This is a genomic window from Kribbella sp. ALI-6-A, from assembly GCF_001984195.1.
GTDB lineage: Bacteria > Actinomycetota > Actinomycetes > Propionibacteriales > Kribbellaceae > Kribbella.
On the sequence record NZ_MTQN01000012.1, the window covers coordinates 20,958 to 38,911 of the forward strand.

21 protein-coding genes are annotated in these 17,954 nt (G+C 70.1%); 8 read left to right on the plus strand and 13 right to left on the minus strand.

The features are described from left to right. Positions 1 to 38: 38 nt before the first annotated feature. Entirely contained in the window at positions 39 to 815 is a 777-nt protein-coding gene (locus BWI15_RS26690; protein ID WP_077017319.1) for a maleylpyruvate isomerase family mycothiol-dependent enzyme, read from the minus strand. 38 nt (positions 816 to 853) lie between these two features. Continuing rightward, positions 854 to 2,335, minus strand: coding sequence for an MFS transporter (locus tag BWI15_RS26695; protein ID WP_077017320.1), 1,482 nt, complete (start codon positions 2,333 to 2,335; stop codon positions 854 to 856). Positions 2,336 to 2,457: 122 nt separating this feature from the next. On the opposite strand from BWI15_RS26695, the gene soxR reads away from it, so the two are divergent. Then, on the plus strand, positions 2,458 to 2,985 hold the full coding sequence (gene soxR / locus BWI15_RS26700) for a redox-sensitive transcriptional activator SoxR (protein ID WP_083751051.1): 528 nt from the start codon (positions 2,458 to 2,460) through the stop codon (positions 2,983 to 2,985). Here the strand turns inward: soxR and BWI15_RS26705 are convergent. Further along, a complete protein-coding gene (locus tag BWI15_RS26705; protein ID WP_077017321.1) occupies positions 2,965 to 3,858 on the minus strand; it encodes a helix-turn-helix domain-containing protein in 894 nt (297 codons plus the stop codon). The genes soxR and BWI15_RS26705 overlap by 21 nt on opposite strands. A gap of 156 nt (positions 3,859 to 4,014) precedes the next feature. On the opposite strand from BWI15_RS26705, the gene BWI15_RS26710 reads away from it, so the two are divergent. After that, a complete protein-coding gene (locus BWI15_RS26710; protein ID WP_077017322.1) occupies positions 4,015 to 4,920 on the plus strand; it encodes an MBL fold metallo-hydrolase in 906 nt (301 codons plus the stop codon). 30 nt (positions 4,921 to 4,950) lie between these two features. Beyond that, on the plus strand, positions 4,951 to 6,276 hold the full coding sequence (locus BWI15_RS26715) for a carboxylesterase/lipase family protein (RefSeq protein ID WP_077017323.1): 1,326 nt from the start codon (positions 4,951 to 4,953) through the stop codon (positions 6,274 to 6,276). A 4-nt stretch (positions 6,277 to 6,280) separates the two neighbouring features. Here BWI15_RS26715 and BWI15_RS26720 read toward each other — a convergent pair whose 3' ends face one another. Beyond that, positions 6,281 to 7,138 (minus strand): helix-turn-helix transcriptional regulator, encoded by an 858-nt coding sequence (locus BWI15_RS26720; RefSeq protein ID WP_077017324.1) that lies wholly within the window; start codon positions 7,136 to 7,138, stop codon positions 6,281 to 6,283. A gap of 85 nt (positions 7,139 to 7,223) precedes the next feature. On the opposite strand from BWI15_RS26720, the gene BWI15_RS26725 reads away from it, so the two are divergent. Continuing rightward, a complete protein-coding gene (locus BWI15_RS26725) occupies positions 7,224 to 8,006 on the plus strand; it encodes an SDR family NAD(P)-dependent oxidoreductase (RefSeq protein ID WP_077019330.1) in 783 nt (260 codons plus the stop codon). 75 nt (positions 8,007 to 8,081) lie between these two features. On the opposite strand, the gene BWI15_RS26730 is transcribed toward BWI15_RS26725, so the two are convergent. Next, positions 8,082 to 8,831 carry a hypothetical protein gene (locus tag BWI15_RS26730; protein ID WP_077017325.1) on the minus strand — a complete coding sequence of 250 codons (750 nt, stop codon included), beginning with the start codon at positions 8,829 to 8,831 and terminating at the stop codon, positions 8,082 to 8,084. Between the two features lie 215 nt (positions 8,832 to 9,046). On the opposite strand from BWI15_RS26730, the gene BWI15_RS26735 reads away from it, so the two are divergent. Then, the gene (locus tag BWI15_RS26735; RefSeq protein ID WP_077017326.1) at positions 9,047 to 9,712 is read left to right on the plus strand and encodes a collagen-like protein; all 666 of its coding nucleotides are present in this window, start codon (positions 9,047 to 9,049) and stop codon (positions 9,710 to 9,712) included. A gap of 247 nt (positions 9,713 to 9,959) precedes the next feature. On the opposite strand, the gene BWI15_RS26740 is transcribed toward BWI15_RS26735, so the two are convergent. From BWI15_RS26740 to BWI15_RS26760, 5 genes are read right to left on the minus strand one after another with little or no spacing between them, the layout of a single operon-like run. Further along, positions 9,960 to 10,553, minus strand: coding sequence for an energy-coupling factor transporter transmembrane component T family protein (locus BWI15_RS26740; RefSeq protein WP_077017327.1), 594 nt, complete (start codon positions 10,551 to 10,553; stop codon positions 9,960 to 9,962). Continuing rightward, a complete protein-coding gene (locus BWI15_RS26745) occupies positions 10,550 to 11,233 on the minus strand; it encodes an energy-coupling factor ABC transporter ATP-binding protein (RefSeq protein ID WP_077017328.1) in 684 nt (227 codons plus the stop codon). The genes BWI15_RS26740 and BWI15_RS26745 overlap by 4 nt, the downstream gene beginning before the upstream one ends. After that, positions 11,230 to 12,336, minus strand: coding sequence for a thiolase family protein (locus BWI15_RS26750; RefSeq protein ID WP_077017329.1), 1,107 nt, complete (start codon positions 12,334 to 12,336; stop codon positions 11,230 to 11,232). Before BWI15_RS26750 ends, BWI15_RS26745 begins: the two co-directional genes overlap by 4 nt. Then, a complete protein-coding gene (locus tag BWI15_RS26755) occupies positions 12,329 to 13,450 on the minus strand; it encodes a class I adenylate-forming enzyme family protein (protein WP_077017330.1) in 1,122 nt (373 codons plus the stop codon). The genes BWI15_RS26750 and BWI15_RS26755 overlap by 8 nt, the downstream gene beginning before the upstream one ends. Next, positions 13,447 to 14,046, minus strand: coding sequence for a biotin transporter BioY (locus tag BWI15_RS26760; protein ID WP_077017331.1), 600 nt, complete (start codon positions 14,044 to 14,046; stop codon positions 13,447 to 13,449). The genes BWI15_RS26755 and BWI15_RS26760 overlap by 4 nt, the downstream gene beginning before the upstream one ends. An 84-nt stretch (positions 14,047 to 14,130) precedes the next feature. Between BWI15_RS26760 and BWI15_RS26765 the strand changes: the two genes are divergently transcribed. From BWI15_RS26765 to BWI15_RS26775, 3 genes are read left to right on the plus strand one after another with little or no spacing between them, the layout of a single operon-like run. Next, a complete protein-coding gene (locus BWI15_RS26765) occupies positions 14,131 to 14,733 on the plus strand; it encodes a TetR family transcriptional regulator (protein WP_168197381.1) in 603 nt (200 codons plus the stop codon). After that, entirely contained in the window at positions 14,730 to 15,536 is an 807-nt protein-coding gene (locus BWI15_RS26770; RefSeq protein WP_077017332.1) for an MOSC domain-containing protein, read from the plus strand. The genes BWI15_RS26765 and BWI15_RS26770 overlap by 4 nt, the downstream gene beginning before the upstream one ends. After that, positions 15,536 to 15,763: a biotin/lipoyl-containing protein gene (locus BWI15_RS26775; RefSeq protein ID WP_077017333.1), complete on the plus strand. Its 228-nt coding sequence runs from the start codon at positions 15,536 to 15,538 to the stop codon at positions 15,761 to 15,763. The genes BWI15_RS26770 and BWI15_RS26775 overlap by 1 nt, the downstream gene beginning before the upstream one ends. A 73-nt stretch (positions 15,764 to 15,836) precedes the next feature. Here the strand turns inward: BWI15_RS26775 and BWI15_RS26780 are convergent, their stop codons facing one another. From BWI15_RS26780 to BWI15_RS26790, 3 genes are all read right to left on the minus strand, one after another. Beyond that, positions 15,837 to 16,550 (minus strand): hypothetical protein, encoded by a 714-nt coding sequence (locus tag BWI15_RS26780; RefSeq protein WP_077017334.1) that lies wholly within the window; start codon positions 16,548 to 16,550, stop codon positions 15,837 to 15,839. 71 nt (positions 16,551 to 16,621) lie between these two features. Continuing rightward, the gene (locus BWI15_RS26785) at positions 16,622 to 17,380 is read right to left on the minus strand and encodes a hypothetical protein (RefSeq protein WP_077017335.1); all 759 of its coding nucleotides are present in this window, start codon (positions 17,378 to 17,380) and stop codon (positions 16,622 to 16,624) included. Beyond that, positions 17,377 to 17,907 (minus strand): SigE family RNA polymerase sigma factor, encoded by a 531-nt coding sequence (locus BWI15_RS26790; protein WP_077017336.1) that lies wholly within the window; start codon positions 17,905 to 17,907, stop codon positions 17,377 to 17,379. Before BWI15_RS26790 ends, BWI15_RS26785 begins: the two co-directional genes overlap by 4 nt. Positions 17,908 to 17,954 lie beyond the last annotated feature (47 nt).

The window sequence follows — 17,954 nt, forward strand, 5'->3', positions numbered from 1 at the left end:
GCGGTGATCGGGTTTCCGCAGGTTGCTCCCGACGTGAGTCAGTCGGTGACCCAGTTCATGTGTTCGATCCAGTGGTCGAGCAGTGCTCGATCGCCGTGCAGCTCGAGCGTGGAGGCCGCATCCAGCGGGCGGCGCCTGCTGAGCACGAGCAGGAGATCGGTGGCCGGGCCGCGGACCGCGACGTCCGCCTTGGTGTGTGTGCGTTCCAGGACGACCTGGTCCGACTCGCGGCGTGCCACCCACTCTCCGGGCGCGTCGGTGGCGTGGAAGTGCAGGGTCTGGCCGCTGCCGCGCATCGCGTCGGCGAAGTCCGGCCGGTTCTCCGAGTAGCCGCGAGACGTCATCGTGTCCAGCCAGTCCTCGATGGCCGCGACGGCCGGCTCCGGCGCCAGCTCGTACGGCGTACCGAGCGCCGCGGCCGCGTCCGCGCGATGCACGCAGGCTTCGCCGAGCAACCGACGTGACCAGAACCGCACGCCCGCCTCGTCACCGGACGGATCCCACACCGGTGTGTCGTCGGCGACCGAGTCGAACGCCTGCTGCGCCTCCGCCGCCGTGCCGGTCAGCCAGTCGCGCCACTCGGACGAGTCCACCGGAGCCGGAACGTAGCCGGCGAACGCGTTGCTCGGCTCGGTCATCCGCTCGCCCACGAGCAACGCCACCATCCGCTGGGTCGCGCCGACGTGGTCGACCAGATCGGCCAGCGTCCACTTCGGACAGGTCGGCACCGGCGTCGCCGCGTCCTTGCCGTGCACCCAGTCGGCGAACGTGTTCGTCTGGTCGACGACGGCATTCAAGTAGGCGGACGTTTCCATCACTGCACCTCCCAGTGCGACCTTCCCTGTCAGTGAGGCTAGCGGCCGGCCGCGACGTCCGCATCAGTCGGACGCCGGGCGATCAAGACCGCGACGACAACGCTCAGGAGCAAACAGAGGATGGTGATGCAGAGCTGCGTCAACTGCCAGGACCGGGTGAAAGCGTCCAGCTCGGCCGCTGCCTGGTCGCTGAGTCGGCCCGAGCTGACGTCCGCGGCCCGGCTGGTGTCGCCGTCGAGTTCGGAGGAGAGGAAGCCGAGCAGGGAAGCGCTGAAGCCCGCGATGACCATCGCCTCGGCGGCGCCGCGGAGGGTGTTCAGGAATCCCGCGGCCGCGCCGACGGTGTCCGGCGGGACGAGGCTCATCGCCTGACCGTCGGTGAGACCGAAGGAGGCGCCCATGCCGATGCCGATCAGCAGCAGCGGTACGGCGACCACCGCCACGGTGCTGCCGGGCCGCAGCGCGACCAGCGACAGGTTGCCTCCGACAACAAATGCCAGCGCGACCAGGATGAGCAGACGCGCCGATGTGCCCTTGTTCACCAGGGACACCGCGATCATCGGCATCACCAGCACGGGTGCGGTCAGCAGCAACATGGTCAGCCCCGCGACAGCCGGACTCGACCCGGCCGCGGCCTGCAGGTACGTCGGCAGGAACACCAGCACCCCGAGGAATCCGATCGACGTCGTCACCGTGGCCAGACACCAGGCCATGAACTGACGGTTCGCCACCAGCGCGGGCGCCAGGACCGGGGCCGCCGTACGGCGCTGCACGATCGCGAACACCACCAACGCGAGCAAACCGATCACCAAGGCCACGACGATGCGCGGATCAGCCCATCCGAACGCCGGAGCTTCCAGTACGGCGTACATCAGGAGCGACAGGGCAACAACCAACAGAACACTGCCCAGCCAGTCGGCTGAGCCACCGGGCGAGCGTGACTCCTGCAATCGCGTCCCGCCGACAGCGACGAGCAGGCCGATGATCGCGAAGACGACGAAGCCGCCCCGCCACCCGGTCGCCGTGATGAGCAGGCCGGACAACGTCGGCCCGATCGCGATGCCGACCCCGGCCATCGTGCCCATCAGGGCGAACGCGCGGTTGCGCGCGGGACCGTCGTACGCCGACGCGAGCAGGGCGCCACCCGCTGCCATGGCCCCCGCGGCCCCGGCGCCCGAGACGATCCGCGCCACGTCGGCGACCACGATCGAGGGGCTCAACGCGGTCGCCAGGAAGCCGAACGCGAAGACGCCCGCGGCGCCGACGAACACCCGGCGCCGGCCGATCCGGTCGGCGGTCGCCCCCGCCACCAGGGTCATCGCGGCGAAGGCCAGGTTGTAGCCCGCGACCACCCAGTTCAGCGGCGATCCGGACGCGTCGAGATCGCTGCCGATACTCGGCAGCGCCACCGCGGTGCCCGAGATCGACATCGCGACGAGCACGACGCCGGCCAGCACCACAGGGAGGGTGAGCCCTGCGGCTCCGGTCACCGGCGCGCTGTCGGTCCTTGCTGAGGTCATGGCGGGCTCACTTTCGCGGTTCTGGGCTGATGTGCCGAATCAGCTCAGCGCCTCAACCGTGGTTGAGCGCAACTCGACCGCTTGACCTCAACCGCGGTTGAACCCCTAGCGTCCTGTTCACGATGGACAGGCACGTCGACACCACGGTCCCGCTCGCGATCGGCGAGGTGATCCGGCGTACCGGCGTGCCCGCGTCGGCGCTGCACTTCTACGAGCGCAAGGGGCTGATCTTCTCGTCCCGCGACGGCTGCAACCAGCGCATCTACGCCCGCCACATGTTGCGCCGCATCTCGCTGATCATCGTCGCCAAGCGGCTCGGCGTCCCGCTCTCGGACCTGGCCGCCGTGTTCGCCGGCCTCCCGCGGGACCACGCCCCCACCCACGAGGACTGGCAACGCATGTCCCGCGCCTGGAAGCGTCAGCTCCAGGCCCGGCGGCAGATCCTGGAGGACCTCGAGCACGAGCTCACCGGGTGTATCGGCTGCGGCTGCTTGTCGATGAAGGCGTGCGCTCTGCTGAACCCCGACGACACGCTGGGGGAAGCGGGTCCCGGTCCGGTCCGGTTGCAGCACCCGACTCGGCGGTCCTCGGCCGCCGGGACGCCGTACGACTCGCTGAGTCCGGAAAGGTCACCGGGAAAGTCGTTCTGACCGGGTGAGATCTCCAGCGGGGCGGCTCACGGCTTGCCGGAGAAGCGCGAGCGCCGACTCCGACGGGGAGCCGGCGGGTGTTGTCACCGCGATCAGGCTCTGCTCGGGTGAACGCAGGATCGCGAGCGTCTGCTGGGTGACGGTGACAGGGCCGACCACGGGATGGTGCAAGTCGTAGGAGGCCGCGTCGCACGGAGCGACCCGGTGGTCGGCCCACAGCGCGACGAACTCCGGGCTCTTCATCGACAGTTCCCCGATCAGGGCGGCCAGGTCCGGGTCGTCGGGATGGCGCCCGACGGCGATCCGCAGGTTTCCCACCACGGCTCGCGCCTTGCGTTTCCAGTCCGTGTAGAGCTCACGGCAGTGCGGGTCGAGAAAGATCATCCGGCTCGTGTTCGGCCGCCGGGCCGGATCGTCGGGCGAATCGGGATCGATGTGTCCGGCAAGCAACGCGTGCCCCAACTCGTTCCACGCCAGCACATCCGTACGCCGGCCGAGCACCAGCGCGGGAATTCCGTCCAGCGCCCGCAGCAGGTCGAGCGTCTCGGCTGTCACCCGCTCGGGCCGCCGGCGGCGTGCCTTCGGCGTACGGCGGGACGCGTTCGCCAGTCTCTCGAGGTGCTCTCGCTCGGCGGCGTCGAGCCGGAGCGCGCGGGCGATCGCCTCGAGCACCTCCTGGGACGCGCCACGGGACTGGCCTTGTTCGAGCCGGGCGTAGTACGACACGCTGACGCCCGCGAGTTGGGCCAGTTCCTCGCGCCGCAGTCCCTCCACGCGCCGTCGCGGTCCGAGATCCCGCAGCCCGACGTCCTCGGGACGCAGTTGCGACCGCCGTGCGCGCAGGAAGTCACCGAGCGGGCCAGCAGAGTCCATGGGTCCAGTATTCGTGGTCGCCCAACCCCGAACCACACCCTGCGCGGGGTACCCAGCAGGAGGTGTGGTTGCCCGGCCGTCCTCGCAGCAGACTCGGCGGCAGATCCCCGGCGCACGGTCGACGACCGTGCCCAGCGAACGACCTGAGGACGGACGATGGACCAGATCAGTTTGGGCGACGTCACCGTCACCCGCGTCAAGGAGTACTACGGCTCAGTCGAACTGAGCCCCGCGACCTTCTTTCCCGACAGCCCCGCCGGCTCCTGGGACGACCACCAGGACTGGCTCGCGCCCGACTTCTTGAACTCCGAGACGCAGGAGTGCGTCTCGGCCATCCAGACCTGGCTCCTGCGCAGCGAGGGCCGCACGATCCTGGTCGACACGGGCGTCGGCAACCACAAGGACCGGCCGTACTCACCCGTGTGGAGCCGGCTCGACACGGACTTCCTGGACAACCTCGCGGCCGCCGGCGTACGGCCCGAAGACGTCGATCTGGTGATCAACACCCATCTTCACGTCGACCACGTCGGCTGGAACACCCGCCTCGACGGCCGCACCTGGGTGCCGACCTTCCCGAACGCCACCTACCTGATGCCGCAGCGGGACTTCGACTTCTGGAACCCTGTGAACGAGCACAAGCCGGTTCTCGGCCGCGGCAACCAGAACGTGTTCGAGGACAGCGTCGCCCCGATCCACGAGGCCGGGCTCGCGCAGCTCTGGGACGGCACCTACCAGATCGACGCGAACCTGCGGCTCGACCTCGCGCCCGGCCACACGCCCGGCTCGTCCATTCTGACGCTGGAGTCCGGTACCGACCGCGCCCTGTTCGTCGGCGACCTCGTCCACACCGCGCTGCAACTGGTCGAGCCCGACACGAACAGCTGCTTCTGCGAGGACCCCGCCGAGTCCCGCGCCACCCGGCGCCGGCTGCTCGGCCGCGCGGCGGACGACAACGCGCTCGTCTTCCCCGCTCATCTCGGCGGCCACGGCGCGGCCGAGATCGTCCGCGACGGCTCGAAGTTCGCGGTCAAGAACTGGGCCGGGTTCGCCCGCATCTCCTGAGCTTCCGGCGTTTTCGAAAGGACAGTGCTCGTGTCCCACCAGGTCACTTCCGTCGTCGACACCCCCTCGGGCGCCGTCCGCGGCGTCCGCGACGAGTACGGCGAGTTGTATCGCGGCATCCCCTACGCCGCGGCGCCGGTCGGTGCCGCGCGCTTCGCGCCTCCGACCGCCCATGCCGGCTGGAGCGGCGTACGCGATGCCACCGCCCCTTCGCCCACGGCACCGCAGCCGCGCAGGGATTTCGGCAGTCTCGACATGACGCCGTACTTCGGGCCTGGTTGGGTCCCCGGACCGGAGTACCTCACCGTCGACGTCCGTACGCCGTCGTCGAACGGCCCCGCGCTTCCGGTGATGGTCTTCGTGCACGGCGGCGGTTTCGTCACCGGCTCCACCCGAGCACCCCTGTACGACGGCCGCGCGTTCGCCCGCGACGGGATCGTCCTGGTGACGCTGAACTACCGCCTCGGCATCCCCGGATTCCTCGATCTCGACGGCGCGCCGGCCAACCGCGGTCTGCTCGACGTGCTCGCGGCTCTGGCCTGGGTCCGCGACACCATCGCGGCGTTCGGCGGAGATCCGGCCGACGTCACGGTGTTCGGCCAGTCCGCCGGAGCGACCCTGGTCGGAGCTCTGCTCGCGACTCCGGAGGCCAAGGGCCTGTTCCGCCGTGCGATCGTGCAGAGCGGCAGCGGAACGGGGGCCTTCACGCCCGAGCAAGCGCAGCGGGTCACCAGAGCAGCCGCGGAGGCGTTGGGTGTGGCGCCCACGGTCGATGCGTTCGCGGAGATCGGCGACGAGCGTTTCCTCGAGATCCTGCCGAAGCTGTCCGGGCTGGACCTGCGGACCGAGACCGCCGACGATCCGCTGGTCGGGCTGAGCCCCTTCAGCCTGGTGCTGCCGGCGCAACCTGCAGACTCGCTCGCGAACGGACCCGCCGCTGATGTCGATTTGCTCATCGGCACCAACACCGAAGAAGGCAACCTCTACGTTGTTCCACAGGGCAACGTCGACAAGTCGAGGGCCGACGTGCTCGGTGAAGCGCTGTTCGGCAAGGGCACAACGCGGATGATCCAGGCGCACAGCGAGATCTCCGGCGGCCGCACTCACGTCTACCGGTTCGGTTATCGCTCGACCGCGCTGGACGGAAAGCTCGGAGCCGCCCACACGGTCGAGCTGCCGTTCGTGTTCGACGTCGCCGACGAGGCTTGGCTGCATGGGCCGACCGGCCTGCTCGGCCCCGACGAAGCACCTGCCGGACTCGCGGCGCGGATGCACGGCGCGTGGGTCCGGTTCGCACGCACCGGAAACCCCGGCTGGGCCGCCGATGGCAACGACGTCGTGCAAACCTTCGCTTGAACGGTCACAGCGACTTGCTCGCCTTGACACCCTCCACGCCGAGCACGTTCAGCAGCGCCAGGGCTTCGGCGTCGCGGGATCCCTGCGGCGCGCTGTAGAGCACGAGATGCTGGTCGCGGTCGGTGAGGGCGAGCGAGTCGCAGTCGACGGTGATGTCCCCGACGGCCGGGTGACGGAAGGTCTTGGTGAGCATCGGCGCGACCTGGACGTCGTGGCGTTCCCACAACCGGGCGAACTCCGGGCTGCCGTCACGGAGTTCCTCGACGAGCTCGGTCACCGCGGGATCGGCCGGATAGCGGGCGCGGGTCGACCGCAGCTCCATGACGACGTGCTGCCGGAACTCGGCGGCGTCCGAGACCCCGTAGAGCGGCGTCTCGGCGCGTGCGGATCCCAGGAAGGCCCGGCGCGCGAGGTTGCGGTCCTCCGGGGCGACTTCGGCGAAGTCCTCCATCAGCGCGGCCGCGAGGTCGTTCCACGCGAGGACGTCGAAGATCGCGGACGTCACGAAGGCGGCCGTCTGCGGCAGCCGTTCGATCAGCGCGAGGATGCTCGGGCGTACGTCGCGCCGGTGCAGTCCGCCGCTGATCGGCGCAGTCCCCGCGAGCAGGTGCAGGTGTTCGGACTCGGCGTCGGTGAGCCGCAAGGCGCCGGCGATTCCGGCGAGGACCTCCCCCGACGGTCGTGGTGCTCGGCCCTGTTCGAGGCGGACGTAGTACTCCGTCGAGATGTGCGCGAGCACCGCCACCTCTTCGCGGCGAAGACCTGGTGTGCGGCGCCGCGACCCCGAGGGCAGGCCGACGTCCTCCGGGCGGAGCCGCTCGCGGCGGCTGCGGAGGAACGCTGCAAGTTCCTGCTTGTCCATGCATCCAGTCTTCCTCGCGGGCGGCGACGCATCCTGGTACAAGCTGTGCCTGTCTGCGGCCGTACGCCGGAGCAACAGTGAAGGCATGACAACACCAACGGACATCACGCCCATCGGCTTGCTCACCGGCAAGGTCGTGCTCATCACCGGTGCCAGCCGCGGAATCGGTGCGGCCGCCGCCAGGCTCTTCACCGCCGAGGGCGCCGCGGTCGTGCTCGCCGCGCGGAGTACCGATGCCACCCAGCAGCTCGTGAAGGACATCCGCGCCGACGGCGGCGTGGCGGACGCGGTACCGCTCGACCTCGCCGATCCCGCGAGCATCCGCGCGGCCGTCGACCGGGTCGAGCAGCTGCACGGCCGCCTCGACGGCGCGTTCAACAACGGCGCGGCGATCCAGCACCCCGGTCCGCTCGACACGACCAGCGACGAGGACATCGACCAGCAGTTCGCGGTGAACTTCCGCGGGCACTGGACCGCTATGACCGCCGAGGCCGCCCTGATGCGCCGCGGCGACGGCGGCGCGATCGTCAACACCTCGAGCATCGGCAGCCGCCGCGCGAACCCCGCCCTGCCGGCCTATGGCGCGATGAAGCGCGCGCTCAACAGCATCACCGAAACAGCCGCCGTCACCTGGGCACCAGAAGGCATCCGCGTGAACGGCATCACCCCCGGCGGCACCGCGACCCAGATGATCGACACGTGGGAAGCCGCGACCCCCGGCGTCGTCGAGCGCATCAACGCCTCGATCCCCCTCGGCCGGATGGCCGAACCACGCGAAGTGGCCGAAGTCGCCGCCTGGCTCCTCAGCGACCGCGCGTCGATGGTGACCGGCGCCATCGTGCCCGTCGACGGCGGCGCGGGCGCCTGAAGCGCACGCACCCGACGGCCTCACTCCGAGGAATCACAAGGTGCCTCAAACCCTGACGGAAGGGCTTCCTGCCGGTCAGTTCTTCCAAGCGGAGGCAGGGTAAGGCCAGTCGGGATCGGCCCAGCGCACAGGGCCGGTCAGCGCGAGCCGGCTGACGATGTTCAGCAGTCGCTCGTGCCCGGCCAAGCGGCTGGACGCGTGGACGAGTAGCCAGGTGGTCAGCTCGCGGAGCTTCTGTTCCTCACGGTCGATGGTTGACCAGGGCAAGTCGTCGCCCAGGAGATTCAGGCCCCATTCGTCGACGAGCTCTCCAAGACGCCGGTTCGCCGAGGGCTGGTCGAGGCTCTCCCAGATCACCAGCCAGGGTTCGGCGGTTCCCGCTGCCTCGGTGCAGAGGGCGAACGCTTCATGGGCCGACGGAGCGTCGGCCGAGGTGAGGCAGTGCACCCACCAGGACTCGAGAAAGGTACGAACCGCTGCTGCCTGCTCGGTGGGCCAGCGCTGCCAGCCGCCCCTGGCGATCGCATAGCCCAGGCCTGGCAGGTCGTAGCCGACGAGGTCACCGTCAGCCATCACCGCGCCGAGCTGAGGCAGCACGCGACGCAGTACGGACGCTTGGTCGTCCCAGTCCGGGGCCCTCATCGTCCTGCGGAGCAGGTCGGGGCTCAGCTCGGCATCGGGAACCTTCAGGCTGGCCAGTTCCTCCGCGCTGCCCCAGTGGCACTCGCACTGGATCTCGTCCGCGCCGGCGGTCATGCCGCGGAAGGTGCTGGTCAGGCGGTCCAACGCCTCGTGCAGCGGCGGCGGATGCGGTGGGTCGGTCATGGAGTCGGCCTTTCGGAGACTGGCGATAATCGTCGAGAAAACCGAACGGCGCAACGGTTTTGCAGCTTTTGACATCGCTGCTGCTCACTCGGCGGACCCCGGCGGCGGACTTTACGTTGCTCTGCAGAAATCGATCTCACCTACGGCGCCGGGACCGTGGTTTACTCCTTCGGTTGCCCCGGCACCGAGGCCGGGGGCTTGCGGAGGGGAACATCGTGCGGATCAGCAAGAAGGCAGTCGCCGTGGCCGTCGTCGTGATGGCGGCGGTCGGTGGAGGGATCGCGGTGGCGTCGTCGGCCAGCGCGGCCGACCCGGTCTCGGCGGCCGGCTCGGTCCCGAACACCGAGGGATCGGTGTCGGGCTGGAACATCAAGAACGGCACCATCTTCGGCGCCGACATCGACCCGAACGTGGTCAAGTGGTTCACCGGCACCTACAACAACACCGTCACCACCGACAGCGTGAAGGACGGCGCGCTGACCGAGAAGGACTTCAGCGACGCGGTCAAGACCAAGCTCAACGCGGTCGGCGGCCCGGCCGGTCCCGCGGGTCCGGAAGGCCCGGCCGGCGCGAAGGGCGACGCCGGCGCGGACGGGGTCTCCGGTCTCGCCGTGACCGCGCCGACGAAGGTCGTACCCACCGGCTTCTCCGAGATCAAGCTCGACTGCGCCGAGGGCAAGAAGGCCCTGTCCGGCGGACTCAAGTGGGACTCCGGCGCCAAGAGCGAGGCCAAGCACGTCGTACTCAACGGCAGCTACCCCAGCGACCTCGCCGACACCGAGGGTGTGTCCACCGCGACCTCCTGGACGATCGCCATCACCAACAACGCCCCCAACGACATCACCGTCCAGCCCTTCCTCACCTGCGCCACCACGAACTGACACACCGCAGCGGCTCCCGAACCCCAGCAAGGGGTTCGGGAGCTTCGCCACAGAATCGAGGAGACGATGAAGGCATCCACGGCTCTGTTGGCAGTGGTGTTGGCCGTCGGACTGCTGACCGGCTGCTCTGGGTCCGGCAGCGAGCCGGTCTGTGAGGCGACGACGGCCGGAGTGACTCCTTCGACTCCGCTGCCCAGCGGAGACGACTGCTGAATCAACGGCACGATCCGCCGGATGGCCTCGGGGGTCAGTCGACGCCGCGGGCGGCGAGGGCCTCGCCGAGTTGATCGGCGTGTTTCAGCGCCACCACGGTGAACGTCATCGCGAAGATGCGCACTCCGCGGCCGCCGCGGGCGCGCTGGGCCTCGCGCACCTCGAGCGCCAAGCGCCCCAGGACCGGCACGGTGGTCAGCACCGTGCAGAACAGCAGCGAGGCTCGCTGCGGGTCGACCCCCAGCCGGCGCAGGGGCTGCAGTCCTCGTTCCAGCGCGGCGAGGAGGTCGGTGACGCGGGTGGTCAGCATGACCAGTGTCGCCAGCAGGATCGCGGCGCCGACGCGCGCGGTGTTGGTTGCCGCCGGCATCAGACCGGAAAAGATCAGCTGCCCGGCGAACACGATGAGCAGAATCCACCGCAGGCCGTAGGTCTGCGCGACGAGTTCTCGCAGCCCGGGACCGAGGAACACGTACGTTGCCGCCGCCACCGCGAGCGCGGCCACGCTCGCTTCCCAACGGGTCGGCAGCAGCGAAACGGCCAGCACCACAACGGCGAAGCCCAGCGCCTTCGGCCCAGCGGGAAGCCGATGCAGCGGAGTGCGGCCCGGACGGTAGAGCGCCGTCACACCAAGCTCGCTTCGTACTCCGGTACGACGGTGGCGGCCGGCCCGACCGAGACCAAGCGGCCGTCGGCGAAGTGCAGCGCCACATCGCAGCGCCGGGCCAGTTCCAGGTCGTGGGTCACCAGCAAGAGGCGATGCCCGAGGTCGGCGAACAGGTGGTCCGCGACCCGGCGGCTGTGACGCGCGTCCAGGTAGGCGGTCGGCTCGTCGGCGATCACCAGCTCCGGACGGCGTACGAAAGCTCCGCAGAGGGCGAGGAGCTGCTTCTGGCCGCCGGAAAGGCTGTGGGCGGGCCGGTCGGCGAGATCGGCCAAGCCGAAGTGCTCCAACGCCTCACGGACACGCCGAGTCGACTCGTCCGTGCCCAGCCGCTGCGACCGGAGCGAGAAGGCGACGTCCTCGGCGACGGTCGGCATGATGATCTGCGCGTCGGGATTGCTGAACACGAACGCGATCCGGCGCCGCAGCTCCTTGGCCTGCTTCACCGGATCAAGGCCCAGGACGCGGATCCGGCCGCCGGAGGGCGGAATCAGACCGCCGACCAGCCGCGCGAAGGTCGACTTGCCCGACCCGTTCTCGCCGACGACGGCGATCCGCTGTGCGTCGAGCACACAGCTGACGTCGTCCAGCACGCGAACGTCATCGAGCACCACCTGGACCTGGTCGAGTTCGAAGGCGCTCACCGGACCACCTCCACCACAAGAGCTACGCCCATCCCGCCACCCACAGAAGCCGCCGCGACGCCAACCGTCCCGGCCGGTGCACCCCCACGGACCAGTCGGCTGAACAGCCGGACCACGGCGACCGCACCACTCGCTCCCCAGGGATGCCCCAAGGCGAGCGCCCCGCCGTCGGCGCACACGCGCGGATCGTCGTCCGCGATCCCCAACCGGTCGAGAACAGCCAAGCTCTGCGCCGCGAAGGCCTCCACGATCTCGAACGCCGCAACGTTGCCCAAGGCAACACCCGCCGAGTCCAGCGCCGCCAGAACCGCCGGCGCGGCACCGATCCCTGGCAGCGCGGGATCGCACCCGACGATCGCGTGGGCCCTGATCGCGAGACCGGGCCCCGCGGCGGAGACGACGACAGCAGCCGCACCGTCACTGATCTGAGTGGAGGTCGCCGCGGTCAGCGTGCCGCCGGGGAACAGCGGGCGCAGCCGAGGAAGCAAACGCTCAACATCCCGGATCCCGTCGTCGACGGTGAGACCCGCGATGGGTACGAGCTCGCCGGCGAAGCGCCTTTCCGCCACTGCCGCGCGCGCCCGAGTGTGACTGCGAAGCGCGTGCGCGTCCTGTCGCGCGCGCCCGATGCCGTCCTGTTCGGCGAGATCCTCCGCGGCCCGAAGCATGTCGGGATCGGCAAACCCCGGCGGCGCGAACGGCGCCCGCGCATAAGGCACACCGTCGACAGAGCGCACAGGCGCCGTCGACGCACTCTCCGCTCCACCGGCGATCCGTGTCCCACTGTCGGCGCGGACGGCGTACGCAGCATCGATCACGGCAGCCAAGCCGCTGCCGCACTGCCGATCCACCGTGGCACCCGGCACGTGGACGCCGAACCCTGCCGCAAGTGCGGCCACCCGCGCAGGATTACCACCCGGCCCCATGCAGTTCCCCAGTACGACGTCAGCAAGGTCCAGCGGGCCGACAGCCTGCTGAGCATCCGTCCAGACAGCATCGAGGGTCGCCGCAGCCAGCTGGGCAACGTCGAACCCGGCGAGCCCTCGCCCGCGCGTGGCGATCGGCGTACGGCGGGCCGCGACGATGATCGGATCGTCAGTCAAGCGACGCCACCTCTCCTGTCTCGATCGCCCGGCGCAGCCGCGCCCGCTGCGGCTTGCCCGAGGCGGTCCGCGGAAGGTCACCGACGAACCAGCGGCGCGGCCGGTGGGCGGGAGCGAGCAACTCGCGACTGGCTTCCTTCAACTCCGACAGCTTCGGCCGGCTCTGGCGCTCCGCCTCGATCACCGCGACGACCACTGCGCCCAGCGTCGGGTGCGGAACGCCGATCACCGCCGCATCGCTGACGCCCGGGAGCGTTCGCAGCAGCGTTTCGACCTCTTCCGGCACGACCGTCGCCGAGGCGGTCAGGATCGCGTCGTCGGATCGCCCGAGCAGACGCAGCCCGTCGTTCCCGAGCTCCGCGCGGTCCCCCGCCGTGACCCACTCGCCGTCTCGGCGCAGCGGCCGGTCGGCGTAGGTGTGCGCCACGAACGGCGAGCGCACCCACAACTCATTCTGCTCAACCCGCAGCTCGACTCCCGGCAGCGATCGCAGCCCTTCGCCGCTGTCCGCCGCGACGAAGGACAGCTCCGCCGCGCCGTAGTACGCGATCACCCGAATGCCGAGGGCCTCAGCGCGCGTTCGCAGCACCGGATCGAGGCGCGAGCCTCCGATCAGGGCCGACTTCAATCGCGGCGGCGGGGCGTCCAGCAGCGCCCGGAACGCCTGTGGGGTGCCGTGGAAGCACGTCGCGTCCTGGTAGTCGGCGGCAGCGATCGAGTGAGCCTCGGACATCACAGGTCGCGGACCGCCGGCGAGTGCATGGGCGAGCGAGAACAAGGTCAGCGAAGAGGCCGGAGGCGCGGGCAGCGCGATCGCGTCGTCGCTGTCCACCTCGAGCAGGTCCGCGATCAGGGCGAAAGACGAGGCCCACGACGTTTCCGAGCGCAGCACGATGCGGGGCGTTCCGCTGCTTCCGCTGGTCGAGGCCGCCCAGGCCAGCTTCGGGTGAGGCGTCGTACGCCGTGCTGCTTCGGCCAACTGCTGCCAGTACGCCTCCGACCAGCGGTCGTCTCCGACCAGCGGAATGGCACCGGCCTCGCGCACGGCGCGGATGCGGTTGACCAGTTCCCCGAGCGGGCCACCACGCAAGGGAACGAGTTCTCCTGGCCTCATCGCTCCGGATGCCCGCTCTGCCGTGCCGCCCCAGCGGGCACGGTCGTTCGGAAGGCGCGCGGGTAGGCGCGCGCGAGCCGCATCGTGACCGCTGTGGCCAACGCGGCCTTCAGGAGGTCCCCGGGAAGGAAGACCAGGCTCTGCAGCAGCGTCGCCGACAAAGGCAGCCGTGTCACCGCGCTCTGCACCGGAATCCCCACCGCGTAGATCGCGACGATTCCACCCAGCACCATCGCGACGAGAACACTCGCCCACGTACGCCGGCCCAGCGCGCGCACCAGCAGCCCGACGACGACGGCGCCGAGAATCCAGCCCAGCAGATAGCCCGCGCTGGGTCCGACGAAGACGCCCAGGCCACCCCGCCCGCCGGCCAGCAGCGGCATACCGAGCGCCACCAGGACGAGCAGGACCGAGATCGACAGGGCACCCAGCCAGGGGCCGAGGAGCGCTCCGGCGAGCATCACGCCCAGGCTCTGTGCGGTGACGGGGACAGCTCCGAACAGGTTCACGGCGCCCGGCAGTCCCAGCACGGCGATGAGTGCGGCGAAAACGGCGACCCGCGCGAGGTCGTTCGTTGCCAGCCTGGGCACGGCCATGGTTTCTCCCTGTGTCGAGCGACCGAGCCGAGCCGCCGCTACCTGAACAACGTTAACCTGAACGGCGTTCACTATACTGATCACGTGGCCACCGAGGAAAACGAAACGATCCGCCGGCACTCGCGTGACGACGTCGCCACGGCGGCGCTGCAGATCTTGGACGACTACGGTCTGGGCGACCTCACCATGCGTCGCATCGCCGCAGCACTCGGTGTCCAGGCCAGCGCCCTGTACTGGCACTTCCCGAACAAGCAGACGTTGCTGGCCGATCTGGCCGACCGCATCGTGGGCCGGGCCGCGCCGGTCGGCCCGCAGCCGGACTGGCGTCGTACCGTCGCGGACGAGTGCGGCGCGCTGCGCGACGCGTTGCTGGCCTATCGCGACGCCGCCGAGGTGGTCGCCAGCACTCTCGCGCTGGGCATCGGATCCACCGCGGCGGTGGAGCGCCTCGCGGCCGCGATCGCGTCCGGCGGGTTCGACGAGGAGACGAGTCAGGCCGCCGCCCCCGTGCTGCTGCACTTCGTGCTGGGGCATGTCCAGCACGAGCAGCAACGGATGCAGTACGACAGCCTCGGCATCGTGCCGGAAGGTCGCTCCGTGCTCGACGGCCAGAGTCCCTCGGACCGATTCTTCTTCGGTGTCGAGCTCTTCACCGGCGGGCTGGAGCTCAAGCTGAGGCAGCGATGACGACCCACAGCGAGGTACTGGATCTCGGCTCCTCGGTGCTCTCCGCCGGTTTCGCGCCGGTCAAGGGGACCCGGCATCTGAGCTACCCGGAGGTGCGGTTCGACCGGGCCGGCCCGGTGGGCGATCGACAGTACTGTCTCGTCGATCTCGCAGCAGGTCGCGTGCTGAAGACCGTCGAGAACTCGACCTTGATCGCCGTCGTCTCGACTCTCACCGACGCCGGGCTCGAGATCACCCTTCCCACCGGCGAGACGGTCTGCGCCCCACCCGAGCCGACCGGTGAGGTTGTCGCCAGCAACTACTGGGGCCGGACGGTCGACCTGGAACTCACCCGAGGACCACACGCGGCGCTCCTGTCCGACTGGCTGGACCGGGACGTACACCTCGCCAGAGCTCCGCGTGGTGCCGTCGTGTTCAACGCCCCGGTCAGCATCGTCACCACCGCGTCGTTGCGTGACCTCGGTGCCCGAGCCGATCACCCTGACTTGGCGGCCGAGGCGGCACGGTTCCGCGCGACGCTGATGATCGACACCATCACGCCGTACGCCGAGGAGGCCTGGCTCGGCCACGTCGTGCGCGGCGGTGACGTGCTGCTCCGGGTGGGTGCGCCGATTCCCCGCTGCGCAGTCATCGACTTCGATCCCACCCACGGGATCCGCCGCGGGCGACTACTGAAGACGCTCGCCCGGTACCGTCCCACCAACGCCGCCGGCGAACCGTGCTTCGGTGTTTCGGCGGACGTGATCGGCCCCGCAGACGCCGGGCCCTCGCACGGGCCGACGATCTCCTTCGAGGAGGGGTGATGACGCCGAGCCCCGGCCACATCGCGGCACCCTTCCACGGCGTCGTGACGATGCTGGTCCGCGAAGGGGACGAGGTCGCGCCGGGCGACGCCGTGGCGACCATCGAGGCGATGAAGATGGAAGCCGCGATCACCACCCCGGTGGGCGGGATCGTCGAGCGCCTGGTCCCGGCCGTACCTCGCGCCGTCGACGGAGGCGACCTCCTGCTCGTCGTTCAGCCGTCATGACGAGCCCCATCGGGCCGCGCCGGCTGGCGTTCGAGGATCCGACGGGGTCGGCTCCTCGAACGCAGCGCGGTCGTTACTTCGGTAGCGGGTTCTCGGCCTTGTCCGGGAACCGCGCGAGCAGCTTGCCGGCGGCGTCGTAGACGAAAACAGCCACCTGGTCACCCTTCGGGCCAGGGGTGCTCTTGGCGGTCTGCGCGCCGTTCAGGACCGCGCTCGACTGGACCCAACCGGGAATGCCGCCGAGCCGGTAGACCTTGGCGTACCAGGCCTTCCGGCCGCTGGTGTAGACCACCGTCGCCGCCGATGCGTTCTTGAACACCGAGTTGCCCAGGAGGTCCTGGCCCGACCCCAGACTCTGGATTCCCGGCGAGGTGCCGTCGCCGATGTTGTCGTTGCCCACCGTCGCCCGCCGGCCGAACGGCTCGTACGGTTCTTCGCCCGGCGCGTGACTGACCAGGGCCCACTTGGTGCCGTCGGTCCGGAACGTCACATCAGTGGCGATCTGGACCGATCCGTTCGCCGCCAGCCTGCCCACGGGCTGCGGCTTGTTCTGCCACGAATACTTGCCCTGGGCCACCTTCTTCTGAGCGTCGGCCTTCGGTACGGCGGCCGCCGCCTGGGCGGATACGGCGCCGGCGCCGCCCGTGAGTTCAGCGGCCTCGGCAACCTGCGGCTTCCCGGCTCCGGCGACCGCCGCTCCGGTGATCGCGAGGCCGGCGACCGCGGCGATCGACAGTCCGGTGACCGCCAGGCGCGTCGTACGGCCTGATGTGCTCGACTGCTTCATTTTTGTTGCCCTCCACAAGGATTCGCGTGAGCTTGCGGACTGAAGGACGTCGACGCACCGGGAAGGGTTCTTCAGTTCGCCAGCGGATTCTTGCCACCGCCGAAGCTCGTCAGCAGCTCGCCCTGCGCATCGTAGGCGAAGACCGAGACCGCTTCGTCCTTCGGTCCGGGCGTCACGCTGCCCGTCGCCGAGCCGGTGACGATCGCCGAGGACGCAACCCAGCCTTGAATTCCGCCGAGCCGGTAGACCTTCGCGTACCAGGCTCGCGTGCCACTCGTGTAGACCACCGTGGCGGCCTCGGGACAGTTGAAGACCGAGCTGACCAGCTGCGACTTCCCGCCGATCCCGAGACTCTGCACGCCGGGCGAAGTGCCGTCGCCGAGGTTGGTGTTGCCCACCGTCGCGCGCCAGCCGAACGGTTCGTACGGCGCTTCACCCGGGACCTGGCTGATCACGGCCCACTGCGTCCCGCGGGTCTTGAGCGAGTAGTGCGGCGCGATCCGCACCGATGCGTCGGCCGGCAGTTGCCCGATCGCCGGCCGGCTGTTCTGGAAGACGAAGCCGTTCCGCGGCCGGGCCGAGTTGGCGCTCGGCGCAACGCTCGGCTGACCGGCCACCGGTGGCCCGAACGGCTCGGCACCACCCCCGGCCGAGAAGATCGAGATGCCTCCGGCAACTACCGCGCCCACCGCGAGCGAAGTGAATCCGGCCGCGAGCACGACCCTGGTCCGGCGGCGCCGGTGTGCGCCGGCGATCACCCGGGAAGGGTCCAGCGGGCTCGGCTTGTCCGGACCGGCCCGGAGCAGATCCCGCAGCTCGTTGTCGTTCATGCGTTCCCTCCCGTGAAGCAGGCGCTCAGTCCCGGGACCGCCCGCAGCTTCTGCAGGGCCCGCGCGTGCGCACTCTTGATCGTGCCGACCGCGACTCCGAGAGTCGCCGCCGTCTGGGCCTCGGTGAGGTCCTCGGCGTACCGCAGGACGACGACGGCCCGCTCCCGTGCGGTCAGGGCGTCGAGCGCGGCGGACAGCACCAGCCGGCGTTCCACCTCGTGGGCCGGGTCGGCGACGGACCGCTCGAAGTCCAGTTCGAGCTCGGTCGCGCCTCCGCTGGGCCGCTCTCGCCAGGGCCGACGCCGCAGCCAGGACAGATGCTGGTTGACCACCGCCTGGCGGACGTATCCGAACGGGTCGCCCATCTCGATCCGGTCCCAGCGCAGGTACGCCTTCTCCAGCGCGGTCTGGACCAGGTCCTCCGCGAGCGCGGCGTCACCGCACAGCATCCGGGCCAGGTGCACCAACCGCCCGGACCTGGCCACGACGAACGCCGTGAAGTCCTCGTCGCGCTCCGCCGACCGCATCCACACTCCCGTCGTCGTGGTCCCTGTACCGGAAGACGGGCGCGGTG

Coding starts and splice junctions, on each gene's coding strand:
- BWI15_RS26785 (WP_077017335.1), bottom strand. CDS start 17,380: ATGAACGACAACGAGCTGCGGGATCTGCTCCGGGCCGGTCCGGACAAG.
- BWI15_RS26760 (WP_077017331.1), bottom strand. CDS start 14,046: ATGGCCGTGCCCAGGCTGGCAACGAACGACCTCGCGCGGGTCGCCGTT.
- BWI15_RS26690 (WP_077017319.1), bottom strand. CDS start 815: ATGGAAACGTCCGCCTACTTGAATGCCGTCGTCGACCAGACGAACACG.
- BWI15_RS26720 (WP_077017324.1), bottom strand. CDS start 7,138: ATGGACAAGCAGGAACTTGCAGCGTTCCTCCGCAGCCGCCGCGAGCGG.
- BWI15_RS26705 (WP_077017321.1), bottom strand. CDS start 3,858: ATGGACTCTGCTGGCCCGCTCGGTGACTTCCTGCGCGCACGGCGGTCG.
- BWI15_RS26780 (WP_077017334.1), bottom strand. CDS start 16,550: ATGAAGCAGTCGAGCACATCAGGCCGTACGACGCGCCTGGCGGTCACC.
- BWI15_RS26710 (WP_077017322.1), top strand. CDS start 4,015: ATGGACCAGATCAGTTTGGGCGACGTCACCGTCACCCGCGTCAAGGAG.
- BWI15_RS26755 (WP_077017330.1), bottom strand. CDS start 13,450: ATGAGGCCAGGAGAACTCGTTCCCTTGCGTGGTGGCCCGCTCGGGGAA.
- BWI15_RS26725 (WP_077019330.1), top strand. CDS start 7,224: ATGACAACACCAACGGACATCACGCCCATCGGCTTGCTCACCGGCAAG.
- BWI15_RS26730 (WP_077017325.1), bottom strand. CDS start 8,831: ATGACCGACCCACCGCATCCGCCGCCGCTGCACGAGGCGTTGGACCGC.
- soxR (WP_083751051.1), top strand. CDS start 2,458: ATGGACAGGCACGTCGACACCACGGTCCCGCTCGCGATCGGCGAGGTG.
- BWI15_RS26770 (WP_077017332.1), top strand. CDS start 14,730: ATGACGACCCACAGCGAGGTACTGGATCTCGGCTCCTCGGTGCTCTCC.
- BWI15_RS26695 (WP_077017320.1), bottom strand. CDS start 2,335: ATGACCTCAGCAAGGACCGACAGCGCGCCGGTGACCGGAGCCGCAGGG.
- BWI15_RS26790 (WP_077017336.1), bottom strand. CDS start 17,907: ATGCGGTCGGCGGAGCGCGACGAGGACTTCACGGCGTTCGTCGTGGCC.
- BWI15_RS26775 (WP_077017333.1), top strand. CDS start 15,536: ATGACGCCGAGCCCCGGCCACATCGCGGCACCCTTCCACGGCGTCGTG.